The sequence below is a fragment of the Pseudomonas frederiksbergensis genome (assembly GCF_003732275.1).
Taxonomy (GTDB): Bacteria; Pseudomonadota; Gammaproteobacteria; order Pseudomonadales; family Pseudomonadaceae; genus Aquipseudomonas; species Aquipseudomonas frederiksbergensis_H.
This window is the reverse complement of record NZ_MOBM01000039.1, coordinates 480,955-499,487: the sequence shown is the minus strand read 5'-3', so window position 1 is coordinate 499,487 and position 18,533 is coordinate 480,955. Positions and strand designations below refer to the sequence as shown.

Below are 18,533 nucleotides of genomic sequence, written 5' to 3'. Positions count from 1 at the left end.
TGTAGCGATTTGCATGCGGGCAATCTTCGTAAAATTGATGTCGTCATTCGTCGGCCAGTTCAATGCTTTGCTCGCAGGGGACAAACCTTGGCTTGCCCCTGGTGGGGCAATCTTGAATAATCGGCAACTGAGAATTATTTGCAGATACTCATGACTCCCATCTCTGTCGGCCATCCCCGCATCCTCTCCATCGAAGACGATCTGGTACTCGGTGCTTATGTCCATGAGCATCTGGGGCGCTGCGGTTTTCAGGTGACCTGGTGCCAGAACGGTCAGGAAGGGTTGGCCATTGCCCGCCAGCAACCCTTCGATGTGGTGTTGATGGATATTCTGCTGCCGGGGCTGGATGGCTTGGCGGTGCTGACCCAACTGCGCCAGAGCCATTCCACGCCGGTGGTGCTGATGTCGGCGCTGGGCGCGGAGGCGGATCGCATCAGTGGCTTTCGCCTCGGCGCCGACGATTACCTGCCCAAACCTTTCAGCATGGCCGAGTTGCGGGTGCGCATCGAGGCGATCCTGCGGCGGGTGGCGCTCGATCGGCGGCCGGCGCCGGCACCGATTGCCCCTGCGATGGACAGCCTGCGTTTCGACGATGAACGGTGCGAGGTCTTTTTGGGCGAACACGCGGCCGGCCTGACTCGCAGCGAATATCGGTTGCTGGATACATTAAATCGCAACAGTGATGAAGTACTGAGCAAGGCGTTCCTGTATCAGCAGGTATTGCAGCGTGGTTACGCGCCCCATGACCGTAGCCTCGACATGCACATCAGCCAGATTCGCCGCAAGCTCAAGGCCATCGGTTACACCGAGCGCGAAGTGCGTACGGTCTGGGGCAAGGGGTATGTATTGAGTGCGGCCGATGAAATGGTCTGACGTGCCGGGCCGGCATTCACTGTTCTGGAAACTGGCTTGCTTGTTGGTGGCGTTCTGTCTGCTGATGATCTGGTTGAGCTGGTCCTGGGGCCGCTACATGGAAAAGAAAAACCTGTTCCTGTCCGACGAGGCCCGGGGCACCCTGACGCGCTACGCCGCCGAGGCGGAGCGGGCGTGGAACGAACAGCAGAGTGCAGGTATTGATGCCTGGTTGCGGCGTGTCGGTCAGCACGAGTCGACTTGGGTCGGTGTCATTGGTGGCGACTTGCAATCCTTGAGCAGCTATCCGCTGGCCAACCAGGAAATCCAGCGCCTGACCTTTTTGCGCGGTCTGGATTGGCCGGTGAGTCGGCGTCACCAGGGCCTGCCATGGCTGAAAATCCCGTTTCCCAACGACCCGTCTGTCGGCAGCCTGGTGATCGAATTGCCTCAGCGTTTCATGCCCGGACGCTACCGGGTGTTTTGGCGAGTGATTACCAACGGAGTGATTCCCGGGCTGTTCACCCTGCTGCTGTGCGTGGGGCTGTATCGATTGCTGGTCGTTCCATTGAACAGCCTGCGCGAACAGGCCAACGCCTGGCGCGCCGACCAACTGACTGTGCGTTTATCGAGCCGCACCACCAACCGCTCGGATGAATTGGGGGAATTGGGCAGGGCCTTCGATCACATGGCCGAGCGCCTGCAAAGCACGGTGGCCCTGCAACAGCAACTGCTGCGCGACCTGTCCCATGAATTGCGCACTCCGCTGAGTCGGCTGCGGGTGGCCAGCGAAAGCGAGCAGGACCTGGGGCAACTGTGCGAACGGATTGGCCGGGAAGTCGACGGCATGCAGCGTCTGGTCGAGGATGCCCTGCAACTCGCCTGGCTCGACACCGAGCGCGCGCCGTTGCCCGATGAAGCGATCCAGGTCCAGGCCTTGTGGGAAATGCTCACGGAAAACGCCTGCTATGAAAGTGGCTGGCCGGCGAGTCAGTTGCACTGTGCGGTGGATGCATCCTGCTGGGTGCGCGGCCATCTCAATACCCTGGCCCAGGCGCTGGAAAACATTCTGCGCAACGCCATTCGTCATTCACTCAAGGGCGGTGTCGTGAGGCTCGGTGGTCGGCGCGATGGCGACTTCTGGCACCTGTGGCTGGAAGACGAGGGTGGCGGGGTGGCTGACGAGGATCTTGAACGGATCTTCTCGCCGTTCATCCGGCTCGATGGTTCGCGCCCGGGGGATGGGGGCTTCGGGCTTGGGTTGAGCATCGCGAGGAATGCGGTGCAGAGGCAGGGTGGGCGTTTGTGGGCGGAGAACAGCGGGGCAGGGTTGCGGTTGAATATGCGGTTATTGGCGGATGATGACGGTGTAAGCGATGACGCCATCGCGGGCAAGCCCGCTCCCACATTGGGTGTGTGTAGGCCACAGATAGTGTGATCAACCTCGACTCCTGTGGGAGCGAGCCTGCTCGCGATGCGGCTCTTCCAGCCATGCAGGCGGTGAATACCCAGCTGATCGAGCTGTATTGGCAGGTGGGTGCTTACATCAGTCGCAAGCTGGAAAAAGCCGAATGGGGCGATTCTGTGGTCAGTCAATTGGCTGAGCATCTGGCCACGTCTCAACCTGGGTTGCGTGGTTTTACCCGGTCGAACTTGTTTCGCATGCGCCAGTTCTATGAGACTTATCACGCTGAAGAGAAAGTCGCACCACTGGTGCGACAATTGTCCTGGTCGCACAACCTGATCATTTTCAGCCAGAGTAAACGGCCGGAAGAGCGGGAGTTCTACGTCCGTTTGGCAGTTCAGGAAAAATGGTCGAAGCGCGAACTAGAGCGTCAGTTCAAGACCGCACGCTTCGAACGAAGCGTGACCCAACCAGCAAAAATCTCAGCAGTGCTGAGACAAGCCCACCCGGCAGCGCTTGAGATATTCCGCGACGCTTACATGCTCGACTTTCTCGACCTGCCGAGTGGCCATGCCGAAACTGATCTGCATAAAGGGTTGATGGCGCGCCTCAAAGAATTCCTGAGCGAGCTCGGCCGCGATTTTTGCTTTGTCGGTTCCGAGTATCCGCTTCAAGTGGGTGGGTGTGATTTTGCCCTGGATCTGCTGTTCTTCCACCGTGGTCTTAATTGTCTTGTAGCCATTGAGCTTAAGGTCGGTCGTTTTAAACCGGAGTATTTGGGCAAGCTGAACTTCTATTTGGAAGCGCTGGATCGCAAGGAGCGCAAAACCCATGAGAACCCGGCCATTGGTGTATTGCTCTGCGCCAGCAAGGATGACGAGGTGGTCGAATACGCCCTTAACCGCAGCTTGTCGCCTGCATTGATTGCTGAGTATCAAGTCCAGCTACCGGACAAACAGCTATTGCAGGCCAAATTGCATGAGTTCTATGCATTGAATGTCGCGCAAGCAGAGGAATCCTGAACCCGCTGAGACTGCTTATTCCCATTAGCCATAAGTCCCTTACTTTGCGTGATATGGCCTGCGCACGTTTGCCGGTATGATAGGCGCCCCCGCAGTCTGGATTGCGAATACGCCATGACCTTGCAGTACCCAACCATCGCCGATTGCGTCGGCAACACTCCGCTGGTCCGTTTGCAGCGCCTGCCTGGCGCCACCAGCAACACCCTTTTGCTCAAGCTTGAAGGGAACAACCCGGCGGGTTCGGTCAAGGACCGTCCGGCGCTGTCGATGATCACCCGCGCCGAATTGCGTGGGCAGATCCACGCCGGCGATACGCTGATCGAAGCGACCTCGGGCAATACCGGGATCGCCCTGGCGATGGCTGCCGCGATCAAGGGTTACAAGATGATCCTGATCATGCCGGACAACTCCAGCGCCGAGCGTAAAGCCGCCATGACGGCCTATGGCGCCGAGCTGATTCTGGTCAGCCAGGAAGAAGGCATGGAAGGCGCTCGCGACCTCGCCCAGCGAATGGAAGCCGAAGGTCGTGGCAAGGTGCTGGATCAGTTCGCCAACGGTGACAACCCCGAGGCGCACTACACCACCACCGGTCCGGAAATCTGGCGCCAGACCGAAGGCACCATCACTCATTTCGTCAGCTCGATGGGCACCACCGGCACCATCATGGGCGTTTCGCGCTACTTGAAAGAGCAGAACGACAACGTGCAGATCATCGGGCTGCAACCGATGGAAGGCTCGGCGATTCCGGGCATCCGTCGCTGGCCGCAGGAATACCTGCCGAAGATCTACCAGGCCGAGCGCGTGGACCGGATCGTCGACATGGCGCAAAGCGAAGCCGAAGACGTGACCCGTCGTCTGGCCCGCGAAGAAGGCATCTTCTGCGGCGTGTCTTCAGGCGGTGCCGTGGCGGCAATGCTGCGCCTGTCCAAAGAAGTTGAAAACGCGGTGATCGTCGCGATCATCTGCGACCGTGGCGACCGTTACCTGTCGACCGGCATTTTCGACGCGCCCAACTGATGGCCAAGCAAGAGAGAGGCCTGCGCTTCCAGCCCACGGGCGGCAGCAAGGCCCCGCAAGTCCCGACCGGCAAAAAGCAGCGCTTGACCATCGAGCGCCTGGCCAATGACGGTCGCGGTATCGCGTTTTTCGAAGGCCGCACCTGGTTCGTCATCGGCGCATTGGCCGGTGAAGACGTCGAGGCGCGGGTCTTGGGTGCCCACGGCAAAGTGGTCGAGGCGCGCACCGAGCGCGTGTTCCAGGCCAGTGAATTGCGCCGCCCGGCACCGTGCGCTCATGCCGCTCGCTGCGGCGGTTGCAGCGTGCAGCATTTGCCCCACAACGAACAGCTCGCCCTGAAACAGCGCATGCTCGCCGAGCAATTGTCGCGGGTTGCCGGTGTCGAACCTGAAGAGTGGGCAGCGCCGTTGAGCGGTCCGGAATTCGGCTACCGTCGTCGCGCCCGAGTGGCGGTGCGTTGGGACATGAAAGCGAAAAAACTCGAAGTCGGCTTCCGCGCTGCCGGCAGTCAGGACATCGTCGCCATCAACGAATGCCTGGTGCTGGTACAGCCCTTGCAACCGATCATGACCCGCTTGCCGGAGATGCTGCGGCGCTTGAGCAAACCTCAGGCGCTGGGGCATGTGGAGTTGTTCAGCGGTTCGTCATTGGCGGTATTGCTGCGGCACATGGCGCCGTTGTCCGAAGCCGACATGACCATACTCAAGGAATTCTGCGCGTTCCATGAAGCCCAGTTGTGGCTGCATGGCAACGGCGAACCGCAACCGGTCGAGGCCGATCAGTCGCTGGGCTATCGCCTTGAGCAGTGGGACTTGAACCTGGCGTATCGGCCGGGAGATTTCATCCAGGTCAACGCCGGGGTCAACGAAGCGATGGTCGCCCAGGCGTTGGCATGGTTGGCGCCGAAATCTGATGAACGGGTTCTGGATCTGTTTTGTGGGTTGGGCAACTTTGCCTTGCCGCTGGCCAAAACCGTTCGCGAAGTCGTGGCGGTGGAGGGTGTGCAGGCGATGGTCGAGCGTGCCGCCGCGAATGCTGTCAGCAATAATCTGCATAATGCGAAGTTTTTTCAGGCCGATTTATCCCAGCCTTTGGCCGATGCCGAATGGGCCGATGAAGGCTTTTGTGCGGTACTCTTGGACCCTCCTCGCGACGGCGCTTTCGAGGTGGTGCGCAAGCTTGCGTCCCTGGGCGCCAAACGATTGGTGTATGTGTCGTGCAACCCTGCAACGCTGGCGCGCGACACGGTCGAATTGATCAAGCAGGGCTACCGGTTAAAACGTGCCGGGATTCTCGATATGTTTCCTCAAACGGCGCATGTCGAGGCCATGGCGTTATTTGAAGCGAGCTAGGACGGCTCGTCTGGTCCGACTGACCCGCTCGTGCAAAGCGCATTCGTCTTAGCCCCACGAGTGCACACGGGCAGCAAAGGTCAGCGATTTGACGCATTGAATCTGCGTCGTAGGGAAGGTAAAGCAAGATGGTACAGGTGAGAGCACACCAGCCGATCAACACTGACGGCAGTATCAACCTCGAGGCTTGGCTCGATCATGCGGTCAGTGTCGATGCGGCACTGGATCGCGAAGCCTTGAAGGAAGCCTGCGAGTTCGCTCGCGAGGCCGAACAACAAGCCAATGCGGCGAAGAATCTGTGGTCCGAAGGGACCTCGAGTTTCCGCACGGGCCTTGAGATCGCCGAGATTCTCGCCGACCTCAAACTCGACCAGGATTCGTTGGTCGCTGCCGTGCTGTACCGCGGCGTGCGCGAAGGCCAGATCCAGTTGCCGGCGGTCAGCCAGCGTTTCGGTCCTGTGGTCGCCAAACTCATCGACGGTGTGTTGCGCATGGCGGCGATCAGCGCCAGCCTGAGCCCCCGTCAATCCCTGGTGCTGGGCACTCAGGGCCAGGTCGAAAACCTGCGCAAAATGCTCGTGGCGATGGTCGACGACGTGCGCGTCGCGCTGATCAAACTGGCCGAGCGCACCTGTGCGATCCGCGCGGTGAAAACCGCTGACGACGAGAAGCGCAACCGCGTCGCCCGTGAAGTCTTCGACATTTACGCGCCGCTGGCCCACCGCCTCGGTATCGGTCATATCAAGTGGGAACTGGAGGACTTGTCCTTCCGCTATCTTGAGCCCGATCAGTACAAGCAGATCGCCAAGTTGCTCCACGAGCGACGGCTGGATCGCGAGCGCTTTATCGCCGACGTGATGACCCAACTCAAAGACGAGTTGCAGGCCACCGGCGTCGATGCCGATATCAGCGGCCGTGCCAAACACATCTATTCGATCTGGCGCAAAATGCAGCGCAAGGGTCTGGAGTTCAGCCAGATCTACGACGTGCGCGCGGTTCGCGTGCTGGTGCCGGAAATGCGCGACTGCTACACCGCGCTCGGCATCGTCCACACCCTGTGGCGACACATCCCGAAAGAGTTCGACGACTACATCGCCAACCCGAAAGAGAACGGCTACCGCTCGCTGCACACCGCGGTAATCGGCCCTGAAGGCAAAGTGCTGGAAGTGCAGATCCGCACCCATGCGATGCACGAAGAAGCCGAGCTGGGGGTCTGCGCCCACTGGAAATACAAGGGCACCGACGTCAAGTCCGGCTCGAACCACTACGAAGAGAAAATTTCCTGGCTGCGTCAGGTTCTCGAGTGGCACGAAGAGCTGGGCGATATTGGTGGTCTTGCCGAACAACTGCGGGTCGATATCGAGCCGGACCGGGTCTACATCTTTACCCCGGACGGTCACGCCATCGACTTGCCGAAGGGCGCGACCCCGCTGGACTTTGCCTACCGCGTGCATACCGAAATCGGTCACAACTGCCGCGGCGCCAAGATCAACGGGCGGATCGTGCCGCTCAACTACAGCCTGCAAACCGGTGAACAGGTCGAGATCATCACCAGCAAGCACGGCACCCCGAGCCGCGACTGGCTGAACCCGAACCTGGGTTACATCACCACCTCGCGGGCGCGGGCAAAGATCGTTCACTGGTTCAAATTACAGGCCCGCGATCAGAACGTCGCGGCCGGTAAAACCTTGCTTGAGCGCGAACTCAATCGCCTCGGCCTGCCGCAGGTGGACTTCGACAAGCTGGCCGAGAAGGCCAACATGAAGACCGCCGAGGACATGTTCGCCGCGTTGGGTGCAGGCGATTTGCGCCTGGCGCAACTGGTGAACCTGGCGCAGCAACTGGTCGAGCCGGAACGCGGTAACGAACAGCTGGAACTGATCCCGCGCAAAGCTACTGGCTACAAACCGGGCAAGCGCGGCGACATTCAGATCCAGGGTGTCGGCAACCTGATGACACAGATGGCCGGCTGCTGCCAGCCGCTACCGGGGGATGCGATCGTCGGTTACATCACCCAGGGCCGTGGCGTGAGCATTCACCGTCAGGACTGCGCCTCGGTGCTGCAACTGGCCGGGCGTGAGCCGGAGCGGATAATTCAGGTCAGCTGGGGGCCGGTGCCGGTGCTCACCTATCCGGTGGACATCATCATTCGCGCCTACGACCGTTCCGGTCTGCTGCGTGACGTGTCGCAGGTGCTGCTCAACGAGCGGATCAACGTGCTGGCGGTCAACACCCGTTCGAACAAAGAGGACAACACGGCGTTGATGTCCCTGACCATCGAGATTCCGGGGCTGGATGCGCTGGGGCGGTTGCTGGGGCGGATTTCCCAGTTGCCGAACATCATCGAAACCCGCCGTAACCGCACGCCTTGATGGCATGTCTTGCACTGATCCACTGTGGGAGCGAGCCTGCTCGCGAAAGCGGTCTGACATTCAACATATGTGTTGCCTGTCCCTCCTCAATCGCGAGCAGGCTCGCTCCCACAGGTTCTCGCAGAGATTGATAGATGTATTCACTTGAAGATTTGCTGCACCTGATGAACCGTCTGCGCGACCCGCAGTACGGCTGCCCGTGGGATATCAGGCAAACCTACGCGACCATCGTCCCGCATACCCTTGAGGAAGCCTACGAAGTCGCCGACGCGATCGAGCGCGGTGACTTCGATCACCTGCAGGGTGAGTTGGGCGACTTGCTGTTCCAGGTGGTTTATTACAGCCAACTGGCTCGGGAAGAAGGGCGCTTCGAGTTCGATGGCGTGGTCGACAGCATCACGCGCAAACTGATCCGCCGTCATCCTCATGTGTTTCCTGCCGGCGATCTGTACGCGCCGCTGGATGTGCCGCGTCTGAATGAGGCACAGGTCAAGCAACGCTGGGAAGAGATCAAGGCTGAAGAGCGGGCCGAGAAGTCTTCGGCGCCGGAGCAGTTATCCTTGCTCGACGACGTGCCTGCCGCGTTGCCGGCGCTGTCCCGTTCGGCAAAACTGCAGAAACGCGCAGGGCAGGTCGGTTTCGACTGGCCGGACGCCTTGCCGGTGCTCGACAAAGTTCGCGAAGAGCTCGATGAAGTGCTCGAAGCCATGGCCGACAATGACTCGGCGGCGATTGCCGATGAAGTTGGCGACCTGCTGTTTTCCGTGGTCAATCTGGCGCGACACCTCAAGGTCGATCCGGAAACCGCACTGCGCGGTGCGAACTCAAAGTTTGAAAGACGCTTCCGATTTATCGAACAGGCATTGCGCGATACCCACCGTCCCATAGAAGATTGCACCCTCGAAGAGTTGGACGCCTTGTGGGGCGAAGCCAAACGTCAGGAAAAGAATTTGCCCAGCTGCGGTTGAGCAGTTGCCTAAGTGAGAAATAAGCACCATGAGCATTTCCCTTCGCGACCAGTTGCTCAAAGCAGGGCTGGTCAATCAAAAGCAGGCCAAACAGGTCGGCAAAGAGAAGCAGAAGCAGCAACGTCTAGCCCATAAAGGTCAGATTGAACTCGATGACTCCCAGCAGCGTGCCGCTCAGGAAGCCATGGCCGAGAAGGTCAAGCGCGACCAGGAGCTGAACCGCCAGCAGCAGGAGAAGGCCGAAGCGAAGGCCCGTGCCGCCCAGGTCAAGCAATTGATCGAAGTCTCGCGCCTGCCCAAGCTGACCACCGAGGACTACTACAACTTCGTCGATGACAAGAAGGTCAAGCGCATCTCCGTCAACACCCTGATGCGCAACCAGCTCAGCAATGGCTTCCTGGCGATCGTGCATCACGCCGGAGGTTATGAAGTGATCCCGCGTGAGGCGGCCCTGAAGATCCAGGAGCGCGATCCACAGCGCATCGTGCAGCTGAATGTGAAGACAGAAGAAGTCAGCGTCGAGGACGATCCGTACGCGGCCTATCAGATCCCTGATGATCTGATGTGGTAAGCCGTTAGAGACTGCAACAACGACAAACCCCGCTCATGGCGGGGTTTGTCGTTTTCAATGCGGTCATTATGCAGAGCGCGCTTCGCGCTGCTGCTCCAGTGTTTCCAGTTCGGCCTTGTATTGGTGGGCTTCGGTCTCGGAGTGGAACATCCCGACCAGCAGGTCTTGTTGATGTACATCCCAGATGCGGATACCGGCGGCGATGCCTTCATGGGACATATGTGAATCGTCGCGTTCAGTTACTTTTACAGTCATCTGCTAGCTCCAATCTCTGTTATCTGCAGCAAGGCGTGTGCAGGCCTTTGTTATATATTTTGTTAGCTGGCTAAGTAAATGGCAGAGTTCGGCAACCCATTTTTGCAGAATCGGCAAAAATCCTGCAGCCCGCGAAACACGCGGCATTCAGTTGCAGGCCATTGAGTTTCATGACAAATGTTTCATGTTTGAGAGGATGAAAACCCCGGTTCGAGCCTGATGAATTGCATACCGCTGAACCTGTGGGAGCTGGCTTGTCGGATCGCCGCACCGCTGCGATGACGTCGGCACATCAAACATGGATATTGCCTGACACACCGCTATCGCACGCAAGTCAGCTCCCACAGGTTTTGTGCCTTGCCCGAGTAATTATTTCAGGCGCAAAAAAAACGCCCCGAACCAGTCGGGGCGTTTTTGTGTGGCGCTCTATCAGGTTTATGCGAAACCTGTAGGAGCTGGCGAAGCCTGCGATCTTTTCAGCGTTTAGCGGACGCTAAAGATCAAAAGATCGCAGCCTGCGGCAGCTCCTACGCCTGCCAGCGCTTCAGTACCAGTGTGGCGTTGGTGCCACCGAAGCCGAAGCTGTTGCTCATCACAGTGTTGATGGTGGCGTCTTCGCGAGTCTTGGTCAGGATTGGCATGTCTGCCACTTCCGGGTCCAGTTCGTCGATGTTGGCGGAACCCGCCATGAAGTTGCCTTCCATCATCAGCAGGCAGTAGATCGCTTCGTGAACGCCGGCGGCGCCCAGGGAGTGACCCGACAGGCTTTTTGTGGAGCTGATGGCCGGAGCCTTGTCGCCGAACACTTCACGCACACCTTTCATTTCCATGACGTCGCCGACCGGAGTCGAGGTGCCGTGGGTGTTCAGGTAGTCGATCGGTGCGTCGACGGTGGACATGGCCATCTGCATGCAGCGGATGGCGCCTTCGCCGCTTGGGGCGACCATGTCGTAGCCGTCGGAGGTCGCGCCGTAGCCAACGATTTCCGCGTAGATCTTCGCGCCGCGGGCCAGAGCGTGTTCCAGCTCTTCGACCACGACCATGCCGCCACCACCGGCAATGACGAAACCGTCACGCTTGGCGTCGTAGGCACGGGAAGCTTTTTCCGGGGTTTCGTTGTACTGGCTGGACAGTGCGCCCATGGCGTCGAACAAGAACGATTGGCTCCAGTGTTCTTCTTCACCGCCGCCGGCAAACACGATGTCCTGCTTGCCCATCTGGATCTGTTCCATGGCGTTACCGATGCAGTGAGCACTGGTGGCGCACGCGGAGGAGATCGAGTAATTCACACCTTTGATCTTGAACGGCGTGGCCAGGCAAGCCGAAACGGTGCTGCCCATGGTCCGCGTGACGCGGTACGGGCCCACGCGTTTGACGCCTTTCTCGCGCAGGATGTCCAGCGCTTCCATCTGGTTCAAGGTCGACGCGCCACCGGAGCCGGCGATCAGGCCGGTACGTACGTTGGAAACCTGCTCTTCGGTCAGACCGGAGTCTGCGATGGCATCTTTCATGGCCAGGTAGGCGTAAGCCGCCGCGTGGCCGACGAAGCGATAGATCTTGCGATCGATCAGCTCTTCGAGGGGAAGGTCAATGGAGCCGGAAACCTGGCTACGCAGACCCATTTCAGCATATTCCGGGTTGAACCGGATGCCAGGGCGGCTTGCACGCAGGTTAGCGGAGACGGTCTCTTTGTCATTGCCCAGGCACGAAACGATGCCCAGACCAGTGATAACGACGCGGCGCATGCGGATAACCCTTAGAAGTTGTCAGTGGAGGTGAAAACGCCGACCCGAAGGCCTTCGGCAGTATAGATTTCGCGGCCGTCGACAGTCACGGAACCATCGGCGATGGCCAGGTTCAGCTTGCCTTTCAGGACGCGCTTGATATGGATGTTATAGGTGACTTTCTTGGCGGTCGGCAGTACCTGGCCAAAGAATTTTACTTCCCCCGAGCCCAAGGCACGACCGCGGCCCGGCAGACCTTGCCAGCCGAGGAAGAAACCGACCAGTTGCCACATGGCATCGAGGCCCAGGCAGCCCGGCATCACCGGATCACCTTCGAAGTGGCAGGCGAAAAACCACAGGTCCGGAGTGATATCCAGCTCGGCGACCAATTCACCTTTGCCGTACTTGCCACCTTCTTCGCTGATCAGGGTTATGCGATCGACCATCAGCATGTTCGGGGCGGGCAGTTGCGCGTTACCTGGGCCGAACAGCTCACCGCGACTGCAGCGCAGCAGGTCTTCCCGAGTAAAGGCGTTTTGTTTGGTCATGCGAGCTCCTCAATAGTCCATGCGGCAGGGTGGGGCGAATCTTCCCGGCCGATCGAAGCGTTCATGCCTCGAGTCAGCAGCCTACTCATAGACTATTGCGTTGTGGTGAAAGTCACAGCACCAAGGACATGAATGTACACTTGTGCACTGAAATTATTATTCAAGCCCCTTTTCGGGCCTGTTCGGGTGCCTAAGACTGCCGCACTTTCGTCATTCACGCCAGTCGCAGATAGCCGAAAGGCCTGTACTACTGCACCCACCGCTGCAGAATTTGCTGCAGATCAGTGCGTTTGAAGGGCTTGGCCAGGTAATCGTTCATTCCCGCCGATAAGCAGGCTTCGCGGTCGCCCTGCAAGGCGTTGGCCGTCAGGGCGATGATCGGCACGTCAGCGCAGCCGGGCAGTCGGCGAATCTGTCGGGTGGCCTCATAGCCGTCGATGACCGGCAGTCGGCAGTCCATCAGAATCGCTTCGAAAATCAGGCTCTCGGCACTACGCACCGCTTGTGCACCATCGGTGACGACGCTGACAGTAAAGCCCAGACTGCGCAACATTGCTTCAACAACAGTGCGGTTGACCGGATTGTCCTCCACCAGCAGCACATTGCGACCTTCGCCGTGGTCATTGCCGGTATGACCTCTCGGGGTCAGCACCGGCAGTGGCTGCTTATACAGAGCCAACGGGATTTCCAGGGTGAACACCGAGCCAACGCCTTCTTCGCTCTGAGCGCGCAAGGTGCCGCCCATCCGCTCAGCCAGAGTGCGGGCAATCGGAAGGCCCAGTCCGGTGCCGCCGTAACGTCTTGAAATAGAACTGTCGGCCTGCTGGAACGCGTTGAACATCAATTCCAGGCTTGCGGGCGGGATGCCGATCCCGCTATCGCGCACGGTGCAGGTGAACCACAGCAGTTCGTGATCCAGGGACTGCCACTGCGATTCGATCGTGATGCGACCCCGCTCGGTGAATTTCAGCGCATTGCCAACCAGATTGACCAGGATCTGCCGGATCCGCGTCGGATCGCCCTGAACCTGCAGGGCGCGCATGTCCTCGGGGATCCGCAGTTGCAGGTCGAGCCTGCGTTGCGCGGCGCTGTGCTGGAACGACTGGGCGCAACTGCCGATCAGGTCCGCGAGGTTGAACGGAATGTGCTCCAGCTCCAGCTCCGAACGCTCGATGCGCGAGAAGTCGAGAATGTCGTTGATCACTTTGAGCAGGTGTTCGGTGGATTCCGAGGCCAGCGCCGCGTATTCGATCTGCTCCTCGGTCATCGCGGTGGTTTCCAGCAGTTGCAGCATGCCCAGCACACCATTCATCGGCGTGCGCAATTCGTGACTCATCATCGCGAGGAAATCGGATTTGGCGTTGTTGGCCTTTTCCGCTTCTTCGCGTGTCTGGATCAATTGCGCCATGGCCTGATGTTGTTCGCGGCTGGCTTGTTCAAGGCCTCGAGCAAGGTTGTTGATGTGTTGCGACAGGGCGCCCAGTTCGGTGTCGTCGACAATCGGCAGGGGCGTTTTATAGTCGCCTTTCTGGATCGCCTTGACCGCATTGCCAATGTCGTGGATCGGTTGCGACAGGCTGCCGGCCAGGCGCCGAGCCAGCAAAAATGTAAATAACAGCGCGAACAAGGCCAGGATCCCGGCCTTGAAGAGGATTTCCTGTTGGCGCTGGTTGAAGGCGTCATTGGACAGGCCGACGATCACCCGGCCCAGATAATCCTCGCCCGGCGCGCTGGCGGCGGTACGGCTGTTCTGAAAAAAGTCACTGTGGAGCGCGATGCGTTGCAGGCGCACCGGTGCCTGGAACACTTCGACCTGATGCGAGCGGTTGTGGGTTTCCGACGGTTGCTCGACGTACACAAGAATCCGGTTGGCGCGGTCCTGTACTTCCAGAAAGCGTACGTTGGGCGTGGCCAGGGTGGCCTTGAGCAAACTTTCGAGCACCTCGTTGTTGCCCGAAATCACCCCGTATTCGGTGGCCGGCGCCAGTTGATTGGCGATCAACTGACCGGTGTGATTGAGTTCCTGGCGCAGGTCCTGGATTCGCACGAAGGTGAAAAAACTGATCAGCAGCAACGTCAGCAGCAGGGCCGGGCCGAGGCTGATGATCTGGGTGCGGGTATTGATGTCCCAACCGCGACGGAAGGTCATGGGCGGCGTTCTCCTTCGGCCAGCTGTGTTGCGACAGAGGCTTCATTCATCGGTTCAATACTTAGTGAACGAGCCACTTGGGGGTTGCTCAAGACCTTGAAGTGTTGCGGATAAAGTGCGCGCGGCCAGGTGCTCGAGGGGTGGTCGAGCAGCTCGTCGAGAATCTTCAGCCAATCGTTCTGGTCGCTGTAGGTACTGGCCAGACTGCCGGCCCTGACAAAGGCTGCGTTGGGACCGATCAGCGCCAGTTGCCGGGCATAGCTGCTGAGCAGCAGGTTTTTCACGGTTTTCGGGTTGTACAGATCAGGGTCGTCCAGGCCCAGCAGCACATCACTGTTTTTCAGCAAGGCCTGCAAGGGGCGGCTGTCATGGGTGTTATCCCAACGCTCGGTGACTACTTCAAGGCCCAGGGGCAGGGCGGCCTGACGCAGTTCCTTCAACAAGAATTCGCTGTGGCTGTCGAAAAGCACGCCGACCTGCCGGGCTTCAGGCAGGAGCAGTCGGGTCAGGCGCAACTGTCGGTCCAGCGGCGGATCGCTCCAGAGCAGGCTGAGGTGCGGGGGCAGGTCGTTGCCCAAGCGTTGGCGGGCTTGCAGGCGGCTGATGCGCAGCACCAGCGTTGCCGGGCCCTGAGTGTCTTGCAGGCGCCAGTCGAGGCTGGGCAAGTCGAGCAGAATCAGGCGGATGTCGACGGGCAGTTGGCCTGGTGCCGGCAGGCTGGCGACAGGCTGAAAGCGCACGCTGTCGGTGGGGCGCAATTCACTGAGGGCCTGAACGAAAGACTGCACGCCGGGACTGTCCTCGGCGCTGGTCAGCAGAATGTCAGCGGCCCGTGCCGGCAGATTGCACAGCAGCCCGGTAAACACCAGGCACAATCCGGCCAGCAGGCGGCCAAGGGTTGGCGTCTTCGGTGACGGGCGATGCGGCATCTTAAAACTCCAGCTCCGCGCTGAAGTAGAGCACCCGGCGTTCGTCGTAGTTGTTGTCGACGAAGGTGGTGGGCTGATTGTCGAGGCGTTGCTGGACGACCCCGGCCAGCTCCAGATTGGCCTTGCCCAGACCGATGCGTTTGGCGATGCGGGTGTCGACCCGTTCGAAGCGGTAACCGTTGAGGGCGTCGGCACCATAGTAGAAGAGCGCGCTGTTCCAGCCCAGGCCCCAGTTGCGAAGCCAGCCGGCGGAGCCGCTGTTGCGCGCAGTCTGTTGTGCATCCAGCGGGTTGCTCGCCTCGGCATCGACGTAGGCATAAGTCAGGCGCAGACGATCGGCGCTGCTGAGGCGCCAATCCAGCTGGGTTTCAGTTCCGCTGAAGCGCGAGCTGTTCGAGTTGCTGGCGATGTACTGGTTGTTGCGCAGCGGTTCGCTGATCATGCCGGTGATTTCGTCATAGAACAGCTTCACGTCGACCGCCAGCCCCCATTCGGCGAAGTAGCCGTTGTAGCCCAATTCCCGGGAGCGCATGCGTTCCTGTTCGAGGTCGCCCGGGCCACGGGTCTTGACGAAATAGCGGGCGCTGGTCTGGCCGTAGGCACTGGGTCGCAGGTTGGTGACCTGATAGCTCCAGTTGACATTGTTCTCGAACATGTCCGGCGAACGGATGGCTTCCGAATACACCGCGCGAAAGCCATGGCGCGGATTGATCAGGTAATTGACCGCCACCCGAGGGGTCAGCGAGTGGCCGGTCAATTGTGTGTCTTCGAACATCGCCCCGCCCTGCAGCAACCAGTGCTCGGTGGCGCGCCACTCGAGTTGGCCGAACGCCCGCCAGGTTGTGTCGTCGAGCGTGCCATTGAAGTAGGTCTCGGAATCTGCCCGGTCGTAACGATAATTCACGCCGCTGACCAGCCGCAGACTGTCGGACAGGCTGAGCGTGTCTTGCAGTTCGAGGTCGTAGCGTGATTCCCGGGCGCTCTGGTCGATGTCGCCGCACAGCGTTTTGCTGGCACCGTTTCGCCATTGCGCCAGAACCGAATTGGCCAGTGCTTGTTCCGCCGCGGTGCCGGGGGGAGCTTGGAGGCCGGCGAAGCGTGCGATGTTGCGTGCCAGACGTTCGGTGTAATTGGGGTTGAGCTGCCAAAGTCGGGTCAGTTCCGGGCTGAACGAGACCTCCGCATCGCAGGCACGCCAGGTCTGCTGGCGATCCCAGTGTTGCGCCGAGCCTTGAATATAAAGGCTGTGATCGGGATTGATGTCCAGATTCCAGCGCAGCGAGCCGGCATAGTCCTTGGCGATGACGTCGGAATTGTTCCCGGCGGCGGTAATCCCCGAGAACACCGGACGGTAGGTATAGGGCCGCTGGTTAGTCCCGTCCTTGGCATTCAGTTGCCAGTCGATGCTCTGGTTTTCATTGAGCGTCTGGCTGACGGCGAGATTGAAGCGGTTCAAGCGACGGCTGTCGCGGTAATCGGCGCCGGTGCGATCCGAGTCGAAGCCGTCGTCTTGTTGACCGGACAACGACAGCCGCAAGTCGCCGCTGTCCCAGCCCATGCCCTGACTGGCGTAGAAATCGTTGATACCGCGCTGGCCACGGGTGACTTTCAGCCGCGTGTCATGACTGTCGGTCGGTTTGCGGGTGATGATATTGACCACCGCCATCAGCGCGTTGGCGCCGTAGCTGACGGTGTTCGGGCCACGGAAAACCTCGATGCGCTCGATGTCTTCCATGGCCACCGGAATATCACTCCAGTCCACCGTGGCCAGGCCTGCGCGGTACACCGAGCGGCCGTCGATCAACACTTGCATGCGCCGCGCTTCGCTGGCGTTGGTGCCGTGATAGTTCACCGCCGCCTGATTGCCGCTGATATTACCGACCATCATTCCCGGCACCAGCCGCAGCAACTCGCTGATGTCCCGCGCGCCGCTGGCATTGATCAGTTCGCTGTCGATCACCGTCATGCTCCCCGGCACGGCCGCAGGCGACTGCTTCAGGCGCGTCGCCGTCAGCACTTGCGGCAACGGATCATTGTCGAGGAACAGGTCGTCGGCCAGCAATGGCGAGCTGAAGATCAGCGCCAATACCAGCGGCGAGCGAGGACAGGGAAAGCCAAAAGACACGGCGCGGCCTTGATAGCGATTAGTTGGCGCGCATGTTAACCGAGCGTAAAGACTTTTCCAGTCACGTTGTGGGCATTTTCCTCGGTTTTCTTGGTCTTCTTCCTACAAATGTCGGTAATTGATGCTGGGGCTGGCCGCCACCGGGCCGCTCCGTATAATGCCGGCATCTCCACTGGTATGGATTAACGGATTGCATATGACTGAACAGCGCCCGATTGCGGTCCTGGGAGGCGGAAGTTTTGGTACCGCCGTGGCTAATCTGCTGGCCGAGAATGGGCATCAGGTCCGGCTGTGGATGCGAGACCCCGAACAGGCCGAGGCCATTCGGGTCAATCGTGAGAACCCGCGTTATCTAAAAGGCATCAAGATTCTTCCGGCGGTGGAGGCGGTCACGGACCTGCAAGCCACCCTGGAGGCCTGCGACCTGTGCTTCGTCGCGCTGCCATCCAGCGCGCTGCGCTCGGTATTGGTTCCGTACGCCGAACGTTTGAGCGGCAAACTGCTGGTAAGCCTGACCAAAGGCATCGAAGCCCATACGTTCAAGCTGATGAGCGAGATCCTCGAAGAGATCGCCCCGCAAGCGCGCATTGGCGTGCTGTCGGGACCGAATCTGGCCCGTGAAATTGCCGAACACGCCCTGACCGCCACGGTGGTTGCCAGCGAAGACGAAGAACTCTGCCAACGGGTCCAGGAAGCGCTGCACGGCAAGACCTTTCGTGTATACGCCAGCGCCGACCGCTTTGGCGTGGAGTTGGGCGGGGCGTTGAAAAACGTTTACGCGATCATCGCCGGCATGGCGGTGGCGCTGGGCATGGGTGAAAACACCAAGAGCATGCTGATCACCCGGGCGCTGGCGGAAATGACCCGCTTCGCGGTGAATCAGGGCGCCAACCCGATGACGTTTCTTGGGTTGGCGGGCGTGGGCGACTTGATCGTGACGTGCTCGTCGCCGAAAAGCCGAAACTATCAGGTCGGTTTTGCCCTCGGTCAGGGGTTGAGCCTTGAGGATGCGGTGACGCGTCTTGGCGAAGTCGCCGAAGGCGTGAATACCCTGAAGGTGCTCAAGGCCAAGGCGCAGGAAGCGGGCGTGTATATGCCGCTGGTCGCCGGATTGCATGCCATCCTCTTCGAAGGGCGCACGCTGGAGCAGGTCATCGGTCTACTGATGCGTGCCGAGCCTAAAACCGACGTCGACTTTATCTCCACCAGCGGTTTCAACTAAACACCCCATCTACAGGGCAGGG

15 protein-coding genes are annotated in these 18,533 nt (G+C 59.8%); 9 read left to right on the top strand and 6 right to left on the bottom strand.

What is annotated here, in order from left to right; translation table 11 throughout:
* Nucleotides 1-150 precede the first annotated feature (150 nt).
* The 8 genes from BK662_RS28380 (at nt 151) to BK662_RS28345 (ending at nt 9,559) form a co-directional block, all read left to right on the top strand.
* A complete protein-coding gene (locus BK662_RS28380; protein WP_123360288.1) occupies nt 151-873 on the top strand; it encodes a response regulator transcription factor in 723 nt (240 codons plus the stop codon).
* Nucleotides 860-2,290 carry a sensor histidine kinase gene (locus BK662_RS28375; RefSeq protein WP_123360287.1) on the top strand — a complete coding sequence of 477 codons (1,431 nt, stop codon included), beginning with the start codon at nt 860-862 and terminating at the stop codon, nt 2,288-2,290. Before BK662_RS28380 ends, BK662_RS28375 begins: the two co-directional genes overlap by 14 nt.
* Nucleotides 2,287-3,279 (top strand): PDDEXK nuclease domain-containing protein, encoded by a 993-nt coding sequence (locus tag BK662_RS28370; protein ID WP_311196294.1) that lies wholly within the window; start codon nt 2,287-2,289, stop codon nt 3,277-3,279. Before BK662_RS28375 ends, BK662_RS28370 begins: the two co-directional genes overlap by 4 nt.
* A 114-nt stretch (nt 3,280-3,393) precedes the next feature.
* The gene (gene cysM, locus BK662_RS28365; protein WP_007899067.1) at nt 3,394-4,296 is read left to right on the top strand and encodes a cysteine synthase CysM; all 903 of its coding nucleotides are present in this window, start codon (nt 3,394-3,396) and stop codon (nt 4,294-4,296) included.
* A complete protein-coding gene (gene rlmD, locus BK662_RS28360) occupies nt 4,296-5,648 on the top strand; it encodes a 23S rRNA (uracil(1939)-C(5))-methyltransferase RlmD (protein WP_123360286.1) in 1,353 nt (450 codons plus the stop codon). The genes cysM and rlmD overlap by 1 nt, the downstream gene beginning before the upstream one ends.
* Before the next feature lie 128 nt (nt 5,649-5,776).
* Entirely contained in the window at nt 5,777-8,020 is a 2,244-nt protein-coding gene (relA, locus tag BK662_RS28355; RefSeq protein WP_038979473.1) for a GTP diphosphokinase, read from the top strand.
* 134 nt (nt 8,021-8,154) lie between these two features.
* Nucleotides 8,155-8,988, top strand: a complete 834-nt coding sequence (mazG, locus tag BK662_RS28350; protein ID WP_123360285.1) for a nucleoside triphosphate pyrophosphohydrolase — start codon at nt 8,155-8,157, stop codon at nt 8,986-8,988.
* Between the two features lie 28 nt (nt 8,989-9,016).
* Nucleotides 9,017-9,559, top strand: a complete 543-nt coding sequence (locus tag BK662_RS28345) for a DUF2058 domain-containing protein (RefSeq protein WP_052966627.1) — start codon at nt 9,017-9,019, stop codon at nt 9,557-9,559.
* 66 nt (nt 9,560-9,625) lie between these two features.
* Here BK662_RS28345 and BK662_RS28340 read toward each other — a convergent pair whose 3' ends face one another.
* From BK662_RS28340 to BK662_RS28315, 6 genes are all read right to left on the bottom strand, one after another.
* Nucleotides 9,626-9,814 carry a hypothetical protein gene (locus BK662_RS28340; protein ID WP_030130084.1) on the bottom strand — a complete coding sequence of 63 codons (189 nt, stop codon included), beginning with the start codon at nt 9,812-9,814 and terminating at the stop codon, nt 9,626-9,628.
* 527 nt (nt 9,815-10,341) lie between these two features.
* Nucleotides 10,342-11,559 carry a beta-ketoacyl-ACP synthase I gene (fabB, locus tag BK662_RS28335; RefSeq protein WP_123360284.1) on the bottom strand — a complete coding sequence of 406 codons (1,218 nt, stop codon included), beginning with the start codon at nt 11,557-11,559 and terminating at the stop codon, nt 10,342-10,344.
* Between the two features lie 11 nt (nt 11,560-11,570).
* Nucleotides 11,571-12,086, bottom strand: coding sequence for a 3-hydroxyacyl-[acyl-carrier-protein] dehydratase FabA (gene fabA, locus BK662_RS28330; RefSeq protein ID WP_003179264.1), 516 nt, complete (start codon nt 12,084-12,086; stop codon nt 11,571-11,573).
* Nucleotides 12,087-12,333: 247 nt separating this feature from the next.
* Nucleotides 12,334-14,235, bottom strand: coding sequence for an ATP-binding protein (locus tag BK662_RS28325; RefSeq protein WP_123360283.1), 1,902 nt, complete (start codon nt 14,233-14,235; stop codon nt 12,334-12,336).
* On the bottom strand, nt 14,232-15,164 hold the full coding sequence (locus BK662_RS28320; protein ID WP_123360282.1) for an ABC transporter substrate-binding protein: 933 nt from the start codon (nt 15,162-15,164) through the stop codon (nt 14,232-14,234). The genes BK662_RS28325 and BK662_RS28320 overlap by 4 nt, the downstream gene beginning before the upstream one ends.
* Nucleotide 15,165: 1 nt before the next feature.
* Nucleotides 15,166-17,289 carry a TonB-dependent receptor plug domain-containing protein gene (locus BK662_RS28315; protein ID WP_123360281.1) on the bottom strand — a complete coding sequence of 708 codons (2,124 nt, stop codon included), beginning with the start codon at nt 17,287-17,289 and terminating at the stop codon, nt 15,166-15,168.
* A gap of 196 nt (nt 17,290-17,485) precedes the next feature.
* Here BK662_RS28315 and BK662_RS28310 point away from each other — a divergent pair, with 196 nt between their 5' ends.
* Complete coding sequence (locus tag BK662_RS28310; RefSeq protein ID WP_123360280.1) at nt 17,486-18,511, top strand: NAD(P)H-dependent glycerol-3-phosphate dehydrogenase; 1,026 nt, start codon at nt 17,486-17,488, stop codon at nt 18,509-18,511.
* Nucleotides 18,512-18,533 lie beyond the last annotated feature (22 nt).

Coding starts and splice junctions, on each gene's coding strand:
- BK662_RS28380 (WP_123360288.1), top strand. CDS start 151: ATGACTCCCATCTCTGTCGGCCATCCCCGCATCCTCTCCATCGAAGAC.
- BK662_RS28375 (WP_123360287.1), top strand. CDS start 860: ATGAAATGGTCTGACGTGCCGGGCCGGCATTCACTGTTCTGGAAACTG.
- cysM (WP_007899067.1), top strand. CDS start 3,394: ATGACCTTGCAGTACCCAACCATCGCCGATTGCGTCGGCAACACTCCG.
- rlmD (WP_123360286.1), top strand. CDS start 4,296: ATGGCCAAGCAAGAGAGAGGCCTGCGCTTCCAGCCCACGGGCGGCAGC.
- relA (WP_038979473.1), top strand. CDS start 5,777: ATGGTACAGGTGAGAGCACACCAGCCGATCAACACTGACGGCAGTATC.
- mazG (WP_123360285.1), top strand. CDS start 8,155: ATGTATTCACTTGAAGATTTGCTGCACCTGATGAACCGTCTGCGCGAC.
- BK662_RS28345 (WP_052966627.1), top strand. CDS start 9,017: ATGAGCATTTCCCTTCGCGACCAGTTGCTCAAAGCAGGGCTGGTCAAT.
- BK662_RS28340 (WP_030130084.1), bottom strand. CDS start 9,814: ATGACTGTAAAAGTAACTGAACGCGACGATTCACATATGTCCCATGAA.
- fabB (WP_123360284.1), bottom strand. CDS start 11,559: ATGCGCCGCGTCGTTATCACTGGTCTGGGCATCGTTTCGTGCCTGGGC.
- fabA (WP_003179264.1), bottom strand. CDS start 12,086: ATGACCAAACAAAACGCCTTTACTCGGGAAGACCTGCTGCGCTGCAGT.
- BK662_RS28325 (WP_123360283.1), bottom strand. CDS start 14,235: ATGACCTTCCGTCGCGGTTGGGACATCAATACCCGCACCCAGATCATC.
- BK662_RS28320 (WP_123360282.1), bottom strand. CDS start 15,164: ATGCCGCATCGCCCGTCACCGAAGACGCCAACCCTTGGCCGCCTGCTG.
- BK662_RS28310 (WP_123360280.1), top strand. CDS start 17,486: ATGACTGAACAGCGCCCGATTGCGGTCCTGGGAGGCGGAAGTTTTGGT.